10 protein-coding genes are annotated in these 16,377 nt (G+C 66.0%); 6 read left to right on the plus strand and 4 right to left on the minus strand.

Translation table 11 applies throughout. The features are described 5' to 3' along the window. From BGN95_RS26660 to BGN95_RS26680, 5 genes are all read left to right on the plus strand, one after another. Nucleotides 1-2,185 (plus strand): TonB-dependent receptor domain-containing protein (locus BGN95_RS26660; protein WP_286774574.1); only part of this gene is annotated, 2,185 nt, incomplete at its 5' end. Between the two features lie 113 nt (nt 2,186-2,298). After that, nucleotides 2,299-4,317: a tetratricopeptide repeat-containing sulfotransferase family protein gene (locus BGN95_RS26665; RefSeq protein WP_286774575.1), complete on the plus strand. Its 2,019-nt coding sequence runs from the start codon at nt 2,299-2,301 to the stop codon at nt 4,315-4,317. Further along, nucleotides 4,314-5,471, plus strand: a complete 1,158-nt coding sequence (locus BGN95_RS26670; protein ID WP_286774576.1) for an aspartyl/asparaginyl beta-hydroxylase domain-containing protein — start codon at nt 4,314-4,316, stop codon at nt 5,469-5,471. Before BGN95_RS26665 ends, BGN95_RS26670 begins: the two co-directional genes overlap by 4 nt. Nucleotides 5,472-5,549: 78 nt before the next feature. Beyond that, nucleotides 5,550-5,807 carry a hypothetical protein gene (locus tag BGN95_RS26675; RefSeq protein WP_179510863.1) on the plus strand — a complete coding sequence of 86 codons (258 nt, stop codon included), beginning with the start codon at nt 5,550-5,552 and terminating at the stop codon, nt 5,805-5,807. 22 nt (nt 5,808-5,829) lie between these two features. Next, nucleotides 5,830-7,341, plus strand: a complete 1,512-nt coding sequence (locus BGN95_RS26680) for a putative 2OG-Fe(II) oxygenase (protein WP_286774577.1) — start codon at nt 5,830-5,832, stop codon at nt 7,339-7,341. Between the two features lie 102 nt (nt 7,342-7,443). On the opposite strand, the gene BGN95_RS26685 is transcribed toward BGN95_RS26680, so the two are convergent. Together BGN95_RS26685 and clpB are read right to left on the minus strand one after the other, a co-directional pair. Next, a complete protein-coding gene (locus BGN95_RS26685) occupies nt 7,444-10,329 on the minus strand; it encodes a TonB-dependent receptor plug domain-containing protein (protein WP_286774578.1) in 2,886 nt (961 codons plus the stop codon). 234 nt (nt 10,330-10,563) lie between these two features. Then, nucleotides 10,564-13,143, minus strand: coding sequence for an ATP-dependent chaperone ClpB (gene clpB / locus BGN95_RS26690; RefSeq protein ID WP_286774579.1), 2,580 nt, complete (start codon nt 13,141-13,143; stop codon nt 10,564-10,566). A gap of 284 nt (nt 13,144-13,427) precedes the next feature. Between clpB and BGN95_RS26695 the strand changes: the two genes are divergently transcribed. After that, nucleotides 13,428-14,201, plus strand: a complete 774-nt coding sequence (locus BGN95_RS26695; protein ID WP_265269140.1) for a class II aldolase/adducin family protein — start codon at nt 13,428-13,430, stop codon at nt 14,199-14,201. Between the two features lie 148 nt (nt 14,202-14,349). Here BGN95_RS26695 and BGN95_RS26700 read toward each other — a convergent pair whose 3' ends face one another. After that, nucleotides 14,350-15,411 (minus strand): class I SAM-dependent methyltransferase, encoded by a 1,062-nt coding sequence (locus BGN95_RS26700; RefSeq protein WP_265313262.1) that lies wholly within the window; start codon nt 15,409-15,411, stop codon nt 14,350-14,352. Nucleotides 15,412-15,730: 319 nt separating this feature from the next. Then, on the minus strand, nt 15,731-16,377 hold a 647-nt coding region (locus tag BGN95_RS26705; protein WP_286774580.1), incomplete at its 5' end, for a S1 RNA-binding domain-containing protein.

The raw sequence follows: 16,377 nt of genomic DNA on the forward strand, positions 1-16,377 counted from the left end.
TTCGACCAGCCTGTATAACTTCGCGCCGCTGAACTATTATCAGCGCCCGGACGAACGTTACACCGCGGGCGTGTTCGCGAACTACGAGGTCAGCGATCACTTCAAGCCGTACCTCGAATTCATGTTCATGGACGATCGCACCGTCGCGCAGATCGCGCCGTCGGGCGATTTCGGCAACACGCTGACGGTCAATTGCGACAATCCGCTGATGTCGGCGGCGCAACATGATGTCATCTGCGCGCCGATCAACCAGATCAACGGGTTCCTGGGGAATTTCCCGCTCGCGGCCGGCGCTCCCTATAATCCGAATCCGGGCGCGCCGGCGCTCAACTTCATCGATCCGACGACAGGTGCGACGTACAACAAGGGCTATTTCCAGCTCCTGCGCCGCAACGTCGAGGGCGGTCCGCGTCAGGCCGATCTGCAGCACACCAATTTCCGCGGCGTGCTCGGCGCGCGTGGCGATCTGGGCAAGGCCTGGTCGTATGATGCTTATTATCAGTACGGCAAGACCAACTATTCGCAGATCTACAGCAACGAATTCTCGGCCGTCCGCCTTGCGCGCGCGCTCGACGTGGTGACCGGGCCGAACGGCACCCCGGTTTGCCGCTCGACGCTCGACGGGTCGGATCCGAACTGCGTGCCGTACAACGTCTTCGGTGGTGCGGGCGCAGCCAGCCCGGCATCGGTGAACTACCTGTCCGCGACTGGTTTCCAGCACGGCCAGACCACCGAGCAGGTCGCCAACGTGTCGTTCACCGGCCGTCTCGGCGAATATGGGCTCAAGACGCCCTGGGCGGAAGATGGCATCGGCGTGAACATCGGTGCGGAATATCGCAACGAAACGCTCGAGCTGCAGACCGATCAGGAATTCCAGACCGGCGATCTCACCGGTCAAGGCGGCGCGACCCTGCCGATCAAGGGCGGGTTCCACGTCTACGAAGTCTTCGGCGAAGCCCAGATTCCGATCGCGCACAACAGCTTCATCTACGATTTGACGCTGAACGCGGGTTACCGTTATTCGGCCTATAAGACGACTGCCGGGAAGACCTACAACACCGATACCTACAAGATCGGCGTGGACTTCTCGCCGATCCGCGACATCAAGTTCCGCGGGTCGTTCAACCGCGCGGCGCGCGCGCCGAACATCCAGGAATTGTTCGCAACCCAGGTCGTTGCGCTCGACGGATCGAAGGATCCGTGCGCGGGCATCACGATCGCCGCCAACAATTATGGCTGTCTTGCGCAGGGCCTCCTCGCCGGTCAGAAGATTTCCGCCAATCCGTCGGGCCAGTATAACGGCCTGATCGGCGGCGTTCAGACGCTGACCCCGGAAAAGGCGACCACCAAGTCGTTGGGCGTGGTGCTTCAGCCGCGGTTCCTGCCGCGCCTGGCGCTGTCGGTCGACTGGTTCGACATCAAGATCCGGAATGCGATCCGCTCGCTCGGGCCTGATGCGGTCCTTTCGGACTGCGTGACGAACGCGACTGCGACCTTCACGCCGGTATCGTGCAGCCTCGTGCATCGCGATGCGGGCGGCTCGCTCTGGCTGACGCCGGGCGGCTATGTGGTCGACCTGCCGAGCAACAACAGCACGCAGGAAACCCGCGGTATCGAGGTCAACGGTTCGTACAGCCAGCCCGTCGGCAATCTGGGCAATCTGTCGCTGACCTTCAACGGCACCTATCTCGATGCCTATAAGGTCAACAACGGCCTGACCCAGCCCTATGATTGCGCCGGTCTCTATGGCCCGGTCTGCAGCAAGGGCGGCACGACCGACGCCGGCTCGCCGATGCCGCGCTGGCGGCACAAGACCCGCCTGACCTGGCAGCTGCCGGAAGGCATCGGCCTGTCGGCGCAGTGGCGCTATATCGGTCCGGTTCGCGCCGAGACGACGGTCAACAACCAGACGCTGCAGGGCGCCAACCCGCTCAACCCGGGGCTGCGTATCCCGTCGTACAGCTACTTCGACCTTTCGGCGACGGCCACGGTCGGCACCGGCTATACGTTCCGGATCGGCGTCAACAACATCTTCGACAAGCAGCCGCCGTTCGTCACCTCGGGTAACGCGGGCCTCGACGGGTCGAACCTGTGCCCGACCGGTCCGTGCAACGGCAACACCTATCCGGCGGTCTATGACGCGCTGGGTCGTTACATCTACGCCGGCTTCACCCTCGACTTCTAAGCCGGGGATCAGCCTGAAAATCGGGGCGGTCGGCGATAAGCCGGCCGCCCTTTTTCGTGCGACGCAAAATGGAGATTGCCTGTGCCCGCGGCGACGTCCAAAAATCGTCCGCGATGACCAGCACGATGACCGCCGATCAGATTACCGCCCACGCGCTCCGCGACGCGATGACCGCGGCGCGCACCGGCAATCTCGCGCGGGCCGGCCAGATCGCCGAGCAGGCGCTCGTGGCCGGCGGGGACGTGGTGCCGCTCAACGCCTTCCTCGGCATGGTGCGTGCGCGCGCCGGCGACGCGGCGGGATCGATCCGGCATCTGCGCGTCGCGCATCAGGGGAAACCGGGCGATGCGACGATCGCATGCAATCTCATCGCTGCGCTGGCCGATAGCGGTGATCAGGAAGGCGCGCTGGATGTCGCCACGCTGGCGCTGGCGCGCGCCGACCCCAGCCTGCGCGTGGCGCGATATCGCGCGTTCCTCGCGCAGTCGCTCGAACGCTTCGACGACGCGGTCGAGGCTTATGATCATATCGTCGCGCTGGCGCCGAACGATTTCGAAAGCTGGAACAACCTCGGCAATGCGCGGTCAGCGACGGGCGATACCGATGGCGCGGTCGCCGCGCTGGAGCGCGCGGTGGCGCTCGATCCGAATGCCGCCCCGACGCGGCTCAACCTTGCCTCGGCGCTGCGCGCGGCCGATCGCGGCGCAGAGGCCGAAGCCGTGCTGCGCCAGGCGATCGCCGACTTCCCCGGCGATGCCCGGCCGCACCACGATCTCTACGTGCTGTTCAAGGAACTCGGCCGCGATCCGCCGGCGCTGGAGGCGATCGAAGCGGCGGTCGCACTCGATCCGGCGAATGCGAATCTGCAATTCAAGGCCGCGGTCGAATATGGCCTCGTGCCGCGGGTCGAGGAGGCGGAGCGCGCCTATCTGGCGGCGCTCACGCTCGATCCGCTGCTGACCGACGCCTATCTCGGGCTCGCGATCCAATATGAACATACCAATCGCGAGGAAGAGTTCGCGCCGCTGCTCGCGCGTGGTGAGGCGGCCGGGGTGGATGCGGGCGCGCTCGCCTTCATCCGTGCGATGGAACTCCGCCGTGCCGGCCGCTTCGACGAAGCGCTCGCCGAGCTGGATCATGTCCCCGCCGAGATCGAACCGGAACGCACCGTGCATATCCGCGCGACCTTGCTCGATCGCCTCGGACGAAGCGACGAAGCGTTCGCCTGCTTCAGCGAGACCAATCGATTGCACGCCGAGGATGCGTCCGACCCGCTCGGACGGGCGGCGCAGTGGCGCGGCGTGCTGGAGCGCGAAATCGCGATGATGACCCCGGAATGGGCGGCGAGCTGGCGCCCGCTCGATCCGGCGCCCTTGTCCGACACCGCCGATCCCGTGTTTCTCGTCGGTTTCCCGCGCTCGGGTACGACCTTGCTCGATACGATCCTGATGGGGCACCCCGATACGGTCGTGCTAGAGGAGCGGCCGCCACTCAATCTGGTCGACGAGCGGCTCGGCGGCGCCGAGGCGTTGCCGACGCTGGATGAGGCGGGCGTCGCCGCCGCGCGCGCGCATTATTACGAGGAAGTCGCGAAGCTGGCGACGCTGCGGCCGGGAATGACGCTGGTCGATAAGTCGCCGCTGTTCCTGCACAAGGCGCTGTTGATCAAGCGGCTGTTTCCGCGCGCGCGCATCATCCTTGCGCTGCGGCATCCGTGCGACGTGGTGCTGAGCTGCTATATCAGCAATTTCAAGCTCAACTCGGCGATGTCCAATTTCCTGCGGCTCGAGGATGCCGCGAATTTCTACGATCTGACCTTCCGCCATTGGGAGGCGGCGCGTGCGCTGGTTCCCCTCGATGTCTATCCGATCGTCTATGAGCGGCTGATCGAGGATGTCGAAGGAACGGTGCGGCCGCTGTTCGAGCATCTCGGGCTCGAATGGCACGAGGCGGCGATCGATCACCGCCGGACGGCGCGCGAGCGCGGCTTCATCACCACCGCGAGCTATTCGCAGGTGACGGAGCCGATCTACAAGCGCGCCGCGGGCCGGTGGCAGCGATATCGCGAGCATCTTGCCCCGATCCTGCCCGTGCTCCAACCCTGGATAGAGAGGTTCGGCTACAGCCTATGACGGCAAATGGGGGGGCAGATCGCGGGGTGGAACAGGCGCTGGCGGCGGGTGATTTCGGCCGCGCACTCGAATTGCTGCGCGCGGCGTCGGCGGCAAATCCGGGCGATATCGACACCTTGCTCAAACTCGCCGGGGTAAGCCGCGCCGCGGGCCGGCCGCGCGAGGCGCTCGACGCGGTGCATCGCGCGCTCGCGCTCTCGCCGCTGCATTTCACCGCGCTGCTGCTGCGCGCGAGCCTGCTGCAGCGACTGGACGAGGCAAAAGCCGGCGAAGCGTGGGGAGAGGCGCTGGCGCAGCGCCCGGCGGGCGCCTTGCCGCCCCCGCTGGCGGCGGCGGTGGCCGAGGCCGAAGCGCGTCACGCGGCATGGCTGGCGGCGCGCGAGGAGAGACTGGCGGCGGCGATGGCCCCCGTCGAGGCTACAGCCGGTGATGACGAGCGCCGCCGCATCGCGCGCTTCCGCAGCAACGCGCTGCGCCGGACCCGCCCGTTTCACAGCGAGCCGACGCATTTCTTCTTCCCCGAGCTTACCGAGCGCGAGTTCCACCCGCGCGCGCGCTTCCCGTGGCTCACCGATCTGGAGGCCGCGACCGAGGAGATCGCCGCCGAATTGCAGGCGCTGCTCGCCGCGAACCGCGCCGAGCTGGTGCCTTATATCCAATATCCCGATCATCTGCCGATGCGGCAGTGGCAGCCGCTCAACCACAATCCCGACTGGAGCGCGATCCATCTGCTCCAGAACGGGCGGCGCATCGACGGCAATGCCGATCAATGCCCGCGGACGATGGCGCTGATCGATCGCCTGCCGCAACCCGATGTGCCGGGCGCCTCGCCCAATGCGATGTTCTCGCTGCTCGCGCCGCACACGCATATCCCGCCGCATGTCGGCGTGAGCAACGCCCGGCTCGTTTGCCATTTGCCGCTGATCGTGCCGGAAGGGTGCTGGTTCCGCGTCGGCGGCGAGAGGCGCGATTGGCGGCGCGGCGAGGCGTTCGTCTTCGACGATACGATCGAGCATGAGGCGATGAACCCCAGCGACCGGCTACGCGTCGTGTTCATTTTCGACGTCTGGCACCCCGATCTCAGCCCGACCGAGCGCGCGGCAGTAACCGCGCTGATCGAGGCCGAAGGCAAGGGAGAGAGCGCGAGACTGTAACGAACACCCCGCGAACCGCTTTGCGCGGGTAACCGAATCGCGCTATCAAATCCGCAGGGACTTCGAAAGATACCGCATATGCGTTCGCTTCGTTACGCAATTGTACTTACTGCGCTTATTGGCAGCGCGGCCCCCGCATTGGCGGATGACGCCAAGCCCCGTCCGAAGGCGGATCCCAACCGGCTGATCTGCGAGGACCAGCCGGTGCTCGGCAGCCGGCTTGGCGGAAAACGGATATGCCTGACGCGGGCGCAATGGGACGATAAATATCGTCAGGAGCGCCAGATGATCGAGCGGTCGCAGGTCAATTCGTGCCAGAAGGGCGCGGGCTGCTGATCGTCGCCCGGCGCCGTCGCGGATGACCTTCGCCGAGGCGCTTGCCGCAGTCACTGCCGCACCCGCGGATCCGGACGCGCTGGATGATCTCGCGCGTGCGGCGATGGCGGAAGGAGAGGAGGAGCGGGCGCTCGATCGCCTGCTGCCTGCCGCGCGGCAGGCGGGCCGCAATCCGTTATTGTGGCAATGGAGCGGTTTGCTCGCGCGCGCGCTCGAACGGCATGATGTCGCGCTCGCTGCATTCGAACGGGCGGTTGCCAATGCCCCCGGCGATGCCGGTATCGCGCACGGCCACGCCCGCGTCGCGATGGAAGCCGGGGCGCCGGCGGTCGCGCTGTTTGCGCGCGCCCGGCAACTGGCGCCTAACGACGCGGGCGTCCTGCTGGGCGAGGCCGCGGCGCGCTTCGCGGTCGGCGAGATCGAGGCCGCGATCGGGGGGTTGGAGCCGGTCGTCGCGGCCAATCCGGGCTGGATCGAAGGCCATGATACGATCGCGCAATTGCGCGCGCTCGCCGGCGATCGCGCCCATGCATTCGCTTCCTATGATCGCGCGCTGGCCGTTGCGCCGCGTCATCCGCCATTGTGGCATGGGCTGGTGGCGCTGCACATTCGCGGCGAAGACTATCGCGCGGCGCTCGCGACGATCGCGCGCGCGCGTGCCGCGCTCGGTCCCAACCCCGATCTCGATGCGCAGGAGGCGATCGCGCGGGGCGAGACCGGCGATCTCGCCGGCGCCGAGCGTCTCTATGCATTGCCGCATGTTCGCACTGCGCCCGGAATGGCGGTGTGGCGGGTACGGCACTTGCTTCGCGCGGCCCGGCTCGATGAGGCAAGCAAGTTGGTCGAAGTCGGGCCCGAGGCTGCCGACGGTGCGATGTGGCCTTATGCGGCGATTACGTGGCGGTTGACCGGCGATCCGCGGCTGGCCTGGCTTGAGGGTGATCCGCGGCTCGTTTCGGTGGTCGACCTTGCCGATCGGCTGCCGTCGCTCGAGCGCGTCGCCGAGGTCTTGCGCGGCATACATCGCGCGCGGGGCGCGCATCTCGATCAGTCGGTCCGCGGCGGCACGCAGACCGACGGCCCGCTCTTCGCGCGTATCGATCCCGAAATTCGCGCCCTGCGCGCGGCGGTGGTCGAGGCGGTCGCGCAGCATGTCGCGCAATTGCCGCCGCCGGATGCGCGTCACCCCACCTTGTCGAAGCGGCGCGACCGCGCACCGCGCTTCGCGGGCTCGTGGTCGGTGCGGCTGGTGGGGCAGGGGCATCACGTCAACCACGTTCACCCGCAAGGCTGGATCAGTTCCGCTCTTTACGTTGCGTTGCCCGAAGCGCCCCCGGATGGCGGCGCGCACGCCGGCTGGCTGACGATCGGCAGCCCGCAGGCAGCGCTCGGCCTCGATCTGCCGCCGACGCGCATGATCGAGCCCAAGCCCGGCCGGTTGGTGCTGTTTCCGTCGACGATGTGGCACGGCACGGTGCCGTTTCCGGCAGGTGAGCGGCTGACCGTCGCGTTCGACGTGTTGCCGCCGATCTGACGGTGCCGCGCGGCTCGGGCGCCTGACAGCGACCCCGGAGGCAAAAGAAAAGGGCGGCCGTTCGTTGAACAGCCGCCCGTCATTAGGTTGTTACCGTCGTTATCAGAACTTGAACGTCGCACCCGCATAGATCATGCGGCCGTACAGATCGTAAGTATTGGCAATAGTGTTGGTACCGGGCCAGCTGACCGTGTTCGTGTCACCGAAGAACGGCGGCTTCTTGTCGAACAGGTTGTTCACGCCGACGTAGAGTTCCATCTTGCGAGTATCGCCAACCAGGAACTTGCCCTGGATATTGTGATACCAGTAAGCCGGAATGCGGGTTGCTACATCGGTCTGCGACGGCAGTGTATCCCACAGCGGGCCGAGGTATTCGACGCGGTAGTTGAACTGGAAGTTGCTGCTACCCAGCGTGAAGTTACCGACGACGTGGTCCTTGAAGCCCGAGCCGAGGCGGCCGCAGTTATAGCAATCGGCCTGGCCGAGCTCGTCCTGCACCGGACCACCCGGGAACGGCGTCTGCTCCTGCTTGAAGCGATGGTTGTACATCACGTCCATGTCGAGCTTCCACTCGCCCGTAATCGGCACCGAATAACGGCCCTGGATATCCAGACCGGAGACCAGATACGAACCGGTATTCAGGTTGATCGCGTTGACGCGGGTAATGAACCCGCCGGAATCGCGAACGACGTTGTTGCAGAACAACGGATTGCCGCCGGTGAAGCACTCGTCGATCGAGGTCTGCTGACCGATGATGCCGATCGCGTTCTTCACCTTGATGTGGTAATAATCCACCGTCAGGCTGAGGTTGCGAATGGCCCGCGGCGTGAACACCACGCCAGCGGTGATCGTGTCGGCGGTTTCGGCCTTCAGGTTCGGGTTGCCGCCGACCAGGCCGTCGATCGTCTGCCGCTGCGCCAGCGTATAGGTGAAGCTGCCGCGATTGGCGACGGTGTTGGCGACGCCCGGGATCGCGCTGCAGCCGGCCGGAAGCGGACGGGTCGGCGTGCCATCGTTGCTCGTGCCGCCGCCCTGATCGCACGGGTCGGAGACGGCGAGGAAGGTCTGGCTCTGCGCCGAGAACAGCTCGCTGATGTTCGGCGCACGCGTCGCGCGGGCATAGACTCCCCGGAAGCGGACATCGGGAACCGGGGCGTAGGTTGCGCCGCCCTTGAAGCTCCAGATCCCGCCGATCGTCGAATAATCGGCGTAGCGTGCGGCGCCTTCGAGGCCGAGATAGTAGAGGCCCGGACGGTCCTCGACGATCGGCGCGTCGATTTCGACGAACGCTTCCTTCACGTTGAACTTGCCCTTGGTGTTCGACAGCTGGTTGCCCGCGCTGAGACCCGCCTGGGTGAACGGATCGAACACTTCCGAGCTCTTTTCGTGACGATATTCGCCACCGAACGCGATCGAGATCGGCTTGCCCCACAGCGAGAACAGTTCGCCGGTGACGCTGCCCGAAATCACGTCCTGCTTCACGTTCGCCAGATAATCGTACAGCACGTTCTGGCCGTTGACGACATTGACCGAACCGCCGCCATCGAGCGCGATCGTCTGGGTCGGCCCGGTGTAGGTCTGCAGGAACTTCGAGGCGGCCGCGGAGACGGTGTTATAGCCGAAGATGTTCATCGGGACGCAGCCCGCCGCACGTGCCGCCGGGTCGCTGCACTGCACCTGGCCGTTCGGGCCGATCTCGTTGCTCAGCGCCGCGCCGTAGTTCGGCATGTAGATCGACTGCGAATAGGTGTGGTCGCGCGTCTGCGAGTGTTCGTAGTACAGATCGTACTTCCACTTGCTGTCGCTCGTGATGTCACCCTTCACGCCCAGCACGCCGCGCCAGTAATCGCGGTTGTTGTTGTTGCTGCGGCTGAAGATGTCGTTCGACCGACGGCGGAACTGGATCACGTTGACGCCGTTCGCGATCGCGGCCTGACGGATCGCGTCCGGAACATAGGGGCTGGTGATCGGGATGCCGGCATAAGCCGAACCGTCGAAGTTCAGCGCGGCGCCCGGCCCGCTGTTGGCGATCGCCGACGGCTCGAGCGACGAGCTCGAGTTGGTGCGCGCATATTGGCCCTGGAAATAGACCTTGAACGCGTCGGAGAAATCGTAGTTCGCCAGCAACGTGCCCATGTAGCGCTCGACCGGCACCGACAGGTAACGATCGTGATCGCGGTTGTAGCCGTCGATGTTGGCGCCCTGATAACCCTTCAACGTATTGTTCGGGGTGAAAGTGAAGGTGCGGCCGCTGGTGGCGGAGAACGCCGTCTGATCGGCATTGCTGACGTCGAACAGGCCCTGCGCCGCATAGGAACTGCGCGCCGGGAAATCGTTCGCCGAGAAGCTGCGGTTGCGCGAACGCAGGCCGTGGTCGTCGTCGTAGCTGAAGTTCGCGACGACATGGCCGCGCCCGTCGCTGAACGACTTGCCGCCGGTGACCGAGACGTACTGACGCCCGGCATCGCCCTTGTCGGAGATCGTGTTCTGGCCGCGGACCGACAGGCCCTCGAACTTGTCCTTGAGGACGAAGTTGACGACGCCCGCAACCGCTTCCGAACCGTAAACCGCCGAGGCGCCGCCGGTCACGACGTCGACGCGCTCGACCAGGTCGGTCGGGATGTTGTTGATGTCGACCGCCGAGGTGCCGGCGATGCCGACCGAGCGGCGGCCGTCGATCAGGACCAGCGTGCGCGACGAACCGAGGTTGCGCAGGTTGACGGTCGCCTGGCCGTTGCCGGTGGTCGAGAAGTTCGAGCTCGTGCGGCTGAAGTTCTGGCCGACCTGCGGCAGCGTGGCGAGCACGTCCTGGATGTTCGCCGCGCCGGTCTGCTGGATCCGCTCGAGGCTGACGCTCTGGATCGGCACCGAAGCCTGCAGTTCGGGCCGCGCGATACGCGAACCGGTGACGACGACGTCGGCGGTCTCGTCCGCCGGCTGCGTGGCGGACGGCGCGGGCTGCGTCGTGTCCTGTGCATGCGCCTGCATCGCGATCAAGCTCGATCCGAGGATCAAAGCCGAAGCAAGCACACGCCTCTTCGCATGGAATTGCATATGTATAACCCCTCTACGGCGCTGCGGCCGTGATACGCTTAGTGCGGCCGTACGATGTGAGAGGCCGCATGAGGGATCGGCTAAACCCGGTAGCCTTGCTGTCGCAATGGGAAACGGCGCCGCGCCAGAAAGTTGACGCGACGCCGTGGTTTACGTGTCACACTATCGTCATTTGACGGTCAGTACGAGCTTCCCATCCCCCTCGTCGACATCGACGGTGGCGCCATCCTTCACCTCGCCGCGCAGGATCAGCTCGGCGAGCGGGTCCTGCAGATAACGCTGCACCGCGCGTTTCAGCGGCCGTGCGCCATAGACGGGATCGTATCCCACCCGGCCGAGCCACGCCCGCGCGGCATCGGTCAGCGCCAGCGTCACCTTGCGGTCGGCGAGCAGCTTCTGGACCCGCCCGACCTGGATATCGACGATCGGCCCCATATGCGTCTGCCCCAACCGATGGAACAGGATGATCTCGTCGAGCCGGTTGAGGAATTCCGGGCGGAAATGCGCGCGGACCACCTCCATCACCTGTCCCTCGACCTTCTCGACATCCTCGCCCTCGCCGAGATTGGCGAGATACTGGCTGCCGAGGTTCGAGGTGAGGATGATCAGCGTGTTCGAGAAGTCGACCGTGCGGCCCTGGCCGTCGGTCAGCCGCCCGTCGTCGAGCACCTGCAGCAAGACATTGAACACATCGCCGTGCGCCTTTTCAACTTCGTCGAACAGCACGACCTGATAGGGCCGCCGCCGCACCGCCTCGGTCAGTACGCCGCCTTCCTCATAGCCGACATAGCCGGGAGGCGCGCCGATCAGCCGCGAGACGGCGTGCTTCTCCATGAATTCGCTCATGTCGATCCGCACCATCGCGTTGGGATCGTCGAACAGGAATTCGGCGAGTGCCTTGGTCAGCTCGGTCTTGCCCACACCCGTCGGCCCGAGGAACAGGAACGAGCCGAGCGGCCGGTTCGGGTCCTGCAGCCCGGCGCGCGCGCGGCGAACGGCGGTCGAGACCGCGCGTACCGCCTGATCCTGCCCGATCACGCGCTGGCCGATCACCTGCTCCATCCGCAGCAGCTTCTCGCGCTCGCCTTCGAGCATCCGGTCGACCGGCACTCCGGTCCAGCGGCTGACGACGCTGGCGATATCGTCGGCGGTCACTTCCTCGCGCAGCATCGCGCCCTTGGTCGCGCCCTGCGCTTCCTCGAGCTGCTTCTGAAGGCCGGGGATCGTGCCGTAGGACAGCTCACCCGCGCGCGCGAGATCGCCGTCGCGCTGCGCCTGTTCGAGCGCGATGCGCGCCGCGTCGAGCTGTTCCTTGAGCTTGGCCTCGGCGCCGATCTTGTCCTTCTCGGCCTGCCAGCGCTGGGTCAGCTCGGCCGATTGCTCCTCGAGATTGGCGAGCTCGCTCTCGAGATTGGCGAGCCGGTCGCGTGACGCGGCATCGCTTTCCTTCTTGAGCGCCTCGCGCTCGATCTTGAGCTGGATGATGCGGCGATCGAGCGTCTCGATCTCCTCGGGCTTGCTCTCCACCTCCATGCGGATGCGGCTCGCCGCCTCGTCCATCAGGTCGATCGCTTTATCGGGCAGGAAGCGATCGGTGATGTAGCGATTGCTCAGCGTCGCCGCCGCGACGATCGCGCCGTCGGTGATCCGCACGCCGTGGTGCAGCTCGTAACGGTCCTTCAGCCCGCGCAGGATCGAGATCGTATCCTCGACAGTCGGTTCGCCGACGAACACCGGCTGGAACCGCCGCTGCAACGCCGGATCCTTCTCGACATATTTGCGATATTCGTCGAGCGTCGTCGCGCCGACGCAATGCAGCTCGCCACGCGCCAGCGCGGGCTTGAGCAAATTGGAGGCGTCCATCGCGCCATCCGATTTGCCTGCGCCGATCAGCGTGTGCATCTCGTCGATGAACAGGATGATATCGCCCTCGGCGCCCTTCACCTCGTCGAGCACGCCCTTCAGGCGCTCCTCGAACTCGCCGCGATATTTGGCGCCCGCGATCAGCGCGCCCATGTCGAGCGCCATCAAGGTACGGTTCTTGAGCGTATCGGGCACGTCGCCATTGGCGATGCGCAGCGCGAGGCCCTCGGCGATCGCGGTCTTGCCGACGCCCGGTTCGCCGATCAGCGCCGGATTGTTCTTGGTGCGGCGCGCGAGGATCTGGATGGTGCGACGGATTTCCTCGTCGCGGCCGATCACCGGATCGAGCTTGCCGTCCTTCGCCGCCTGGGTCAGGTCGCGCGCGAATTTCTTGAGCGCGTCATAGCGATCCTCCGCCGAGGCGGTGTCGGCGGTGCGCCCGCCGCGCAACTGGTTGATCGCGGCGTTGAGCGCCTCCGGGGTCACCCCCGCGGTCTTGAGCGCCTTGCCCGCCGGGGTGTTGAGCGCGAGCGCCAACGCGACGAGCAGCCGCTCGACGGTGACATAGCTGTCGCCCGATTTCTGCGCGATCTGCTCGGCGGCATCGAGCACGCGCACCGCGTCATTGTTGAGTCCCGGCGTGGTCTGCGCGCCCGAGCCGGAGACCGCGGGGATCTTCGACAGCGCCAGATCGGTCTCGGTCGCGGCACGCCGCGCGTCGCCCCCCGCGGACTGGATCAGCCCGGCGGCCATGCCCTGTTCGTCTTCGAGCAGCGCCTTGAGCAGATGCTCGGGCGTGATCTGCTGGTGGTTCATGCGGATCGCGACGGTCTGCGCCGATTGCAGGAAACCCTTGGCGCGGTCGGTGAATTTTTCGAGGTTCATATTGCTCCCCTTGAGATGCCCGAGGATGTAATGTGGCATTTTTGCCACACAAGGGGCGGCGGGTTGGAATTCCGAATACTCTCTCGTCATTCCCGCGAAGGCGGGAATCCATTCCGGCTGGCCTCGCGATTCTTTCCATGACCTGCGCGAATGGATTCCCGCCTTCGCGGGAATGACGGCGGGGAGAAGGTGCACGAAGGCCGCACATCCAAGTCAGATAGCATGATGGAGTCGGCAACGGATCAGGGCTATATGCGTTGCAAATCGAAACAGGAGAGCGACTCATGGCCACGCTGGCGTCCGTCGAGAGCAAGCCGAACTACGTCCCTGGCGAATGGGAGGCGCGGGTCGATCTCGCGGCGGCCTATCGGCTGGTCGCGCTCTACGGGTGGGACGATCTGATCTTCACCCATCTTTCGGCGCGGGTGCCGGGCCCCGAGCATCATTTCCTGATCAACCCCTATGACATGATGTTCGAGGAGATCACCGCCTCGTCGCTGGTCAAGATCGATGTCGAGGGCAATCCGGTCGGCGCGACGACGCATCCGGTCAACCCCGCGGGGTTCACGATCCACTCGGCGCTGCATATGGCGCGCGAGGACGCCAATGCGGTGATGCATCTCCACACCCCGCACGGCCAGGCGGTCTCGGCGATGGAATTCGGGCTGCTGCCGCACACCCAGACCTCGATGATCGCGGGGCACGACATCGCCTATCATGACTATGAGGGGATCGCGACCGATCTGGAGGAACGCGAGCGGCTCGTCGCCGATATGGGCGACAAGCATGCGATGATCCTGCGCAACCACGGCACGCTCGCGGTGGGGGACAGCGTCGGCGCGTGCTTCCTGCGGCTCTATTTCCTCGAGCGCGCCTGCGAGGCGCAGGTGCTGATGCTGTCGGCGGGGAAGGAACATCTCAACAATCCGCCGCAGGGGGTCGAGGACAAGGTCGCGCGCCAATCCGCCCCCAAGGGGATGGGGATGCTCGCCGAGCGGCTCGCCTGGCCCGCACTGCTGCGCAAGCTCGACCGGATCGACCCGAGCTATCGGGAATAGGGGAGGGGCACGCAACTCAACCCCCTGTTCGCCCTGAGCTTGTCGAAAGGCTGTCCTTCTTCCGCGGAAGAAAAGTGCAGGGCTTCGACAAGCTCAGCCCGAACGGGGCGAGGGAATCGCCATTCTCGCGAAGCCGGAACCAGAAGGTTTACCGCGCCTCCAGCACCATATTGAAGGGCCCTTCGGTTGCGCGGCGCACCTCCGCGAACCCGCCCTCGCGGACGATTGCTGACAGCTTCGCCTCGCCCGCCTGCGCGCCGAGCCCTTCGCCCACCTCCTGATCGAGCGAGGTCGGCACGCAAATCATCGTCGAAGCGTTGTAATAGAGCCGCCCGACCGGGTTGAAATTCTGCGCCGGCCGGTCCCCCGCGATCGGCTCGACGATCATCCAGCTCCCGCCGGGGGCGAGGATCCGACGCATATGCGCGGCGCACCCGCGCGGGTCGCCCATGTCGTGGAGGCAATCGTACATCGTGACGAGATCGAAATCGCGCTCGGCGATATCTTTCGCGGTCGCGACCTCGAACCGCACCCGCTCGTGCAGCCCGTGCGCGACCGCGTGGCGCCGTGCCTCCTCGATCGACGGGGCATGGAAGTCATACCCGACGAAGGTGCTGTCGGGATAGGCCTGCGCCATCAGCAGCGTGGAGAAGCCGACCCCGCATCCGACGTCCGCCACCTTCGCCCCGCTGCGCAGCTTGGCCTCGACGCCGTCGAGCGCGGGGAGCCACGATTGGACGATATTGTTGACATAGCCCGGCCGGAAGAAGGCGCCGGTCGCGCAGAACAGGCATCCCGCGTGGTCGCCCCAGCGCACCCCGCGGCCGTTGCGGAAACATTCCTCGACCTTGGCCTCGGCCTCGATCATCGCCGCGACCAGCTCGAACGCGCCGGCGAGATAGACCGGGCTGTCGCGATGCTGGAAGACCATTGCCTGTTCGGGCGAGAGGCTGAAGCTGTCGGTCGCGGGGTCGAAATCGATATAGCCGTTGGCGCTCTGCGCGAGTGCCCATTCGCGGACATAGCGCTCATGCAGCCCGCCGGCACGCCGCGCGAGTTCGGGCGCGGTGGCGGGGCCTTCGGCGAGCGCATCGAACAGCCCCAGGCGGAATCCCAGCCGCACGGTCGGCACGCTCATCGCGCCGCCCAGATCGCCCAACATCTTGCCTACGAAGGCGTGGAGCTTCGCCTCATCGAACGACGCCGGCATGATTCTCTCCTCTCGGTTTGCGTGTGCTCGATTCTCCTTGTGCGGCGACCCTATGGGCCGAAATTTACCACATTGCGGTGGGGGCGGCGACTCCGCTTCCTTTCCCCCCGTCATTCCCGCGAAGGCGGGAATCCATTGTGGCTGGTGGAGCGGCTCTTTCCACCAACTGCGCGAATGGATCCCCCCGCCTTCGCGGGGATGACGGAGGGAAAGCGGGGCGGGTGGGGGACGATGGTGCGGGCGATCGACGCCCCAAAAAGAAAAAGCCCCGGCATCGCTGCCGGGGCCCTTCCTTTTGCTCCGTTGAGCGGCGCTGCGATCAGTCGCGGTCGCCGGTCAGGAAGGCGGGGGCGAAGTCGGGCGCCGAGCCCTCGTCCTTGCCGCCTTCGCTGCGCTCGCGGCGCGGGCCGCGGTCGCGGCGCGGGCCACGGTCGCCACGGTCACCGCCGCGTCCACCGCGATCGCCGCCGCGGTCACCACGGTCGCCGCCGTCACGGCGCGGGCCGCGATCGCCGCGGTCGCCGCGCGGTTCGCGCGCCGGGCGGGTGTCTTCCAGCTCGGCGCCGGTTTCCTGATCGACGACGCGCATCGACAGGCGAACCTTGCCGCGCGGATCGATCTCCAGCACCTTGACCTTGACCTCCTGGCCTTCGCTCAGGACGTCGGAGACCTTCTCGACGCGCTCGTTCTTGATCTCCGAGACGTGGACGAGGCCGTCCTTGCCGCCCATGAAGTTCACGAAGGCGCCGAAATCGACCAGATTGACCACCTTGCCGGTGTAGATCTTGCCGACTTCCGCTTCCTCGACGATGCCCTTGATCCAGTTCATCGCCGCTTCGATCTGCGCGCCGTCCGACGAGCTGATCTTGATCACGCCCTCGTCGTCGATGTCGACCTTGGCGCCGGTGGTGGCGACGATCTCGCGGATCACCTTGCCGCCGGTGCCGATCACGTCGCGGATCTTCG

This window comes from Sphingomonas sp. 66-10 (genome assembly GCF_001897045.1).
In the GTDB taxonomy this organism is placed as follows: domain Bacteria; phylum Pseudomonadota; class Alphaproteobacteria; order Sphingomonadales; family Sphingomonadaceae; genus Sphingomonas; species Sphingomonas lycopersici.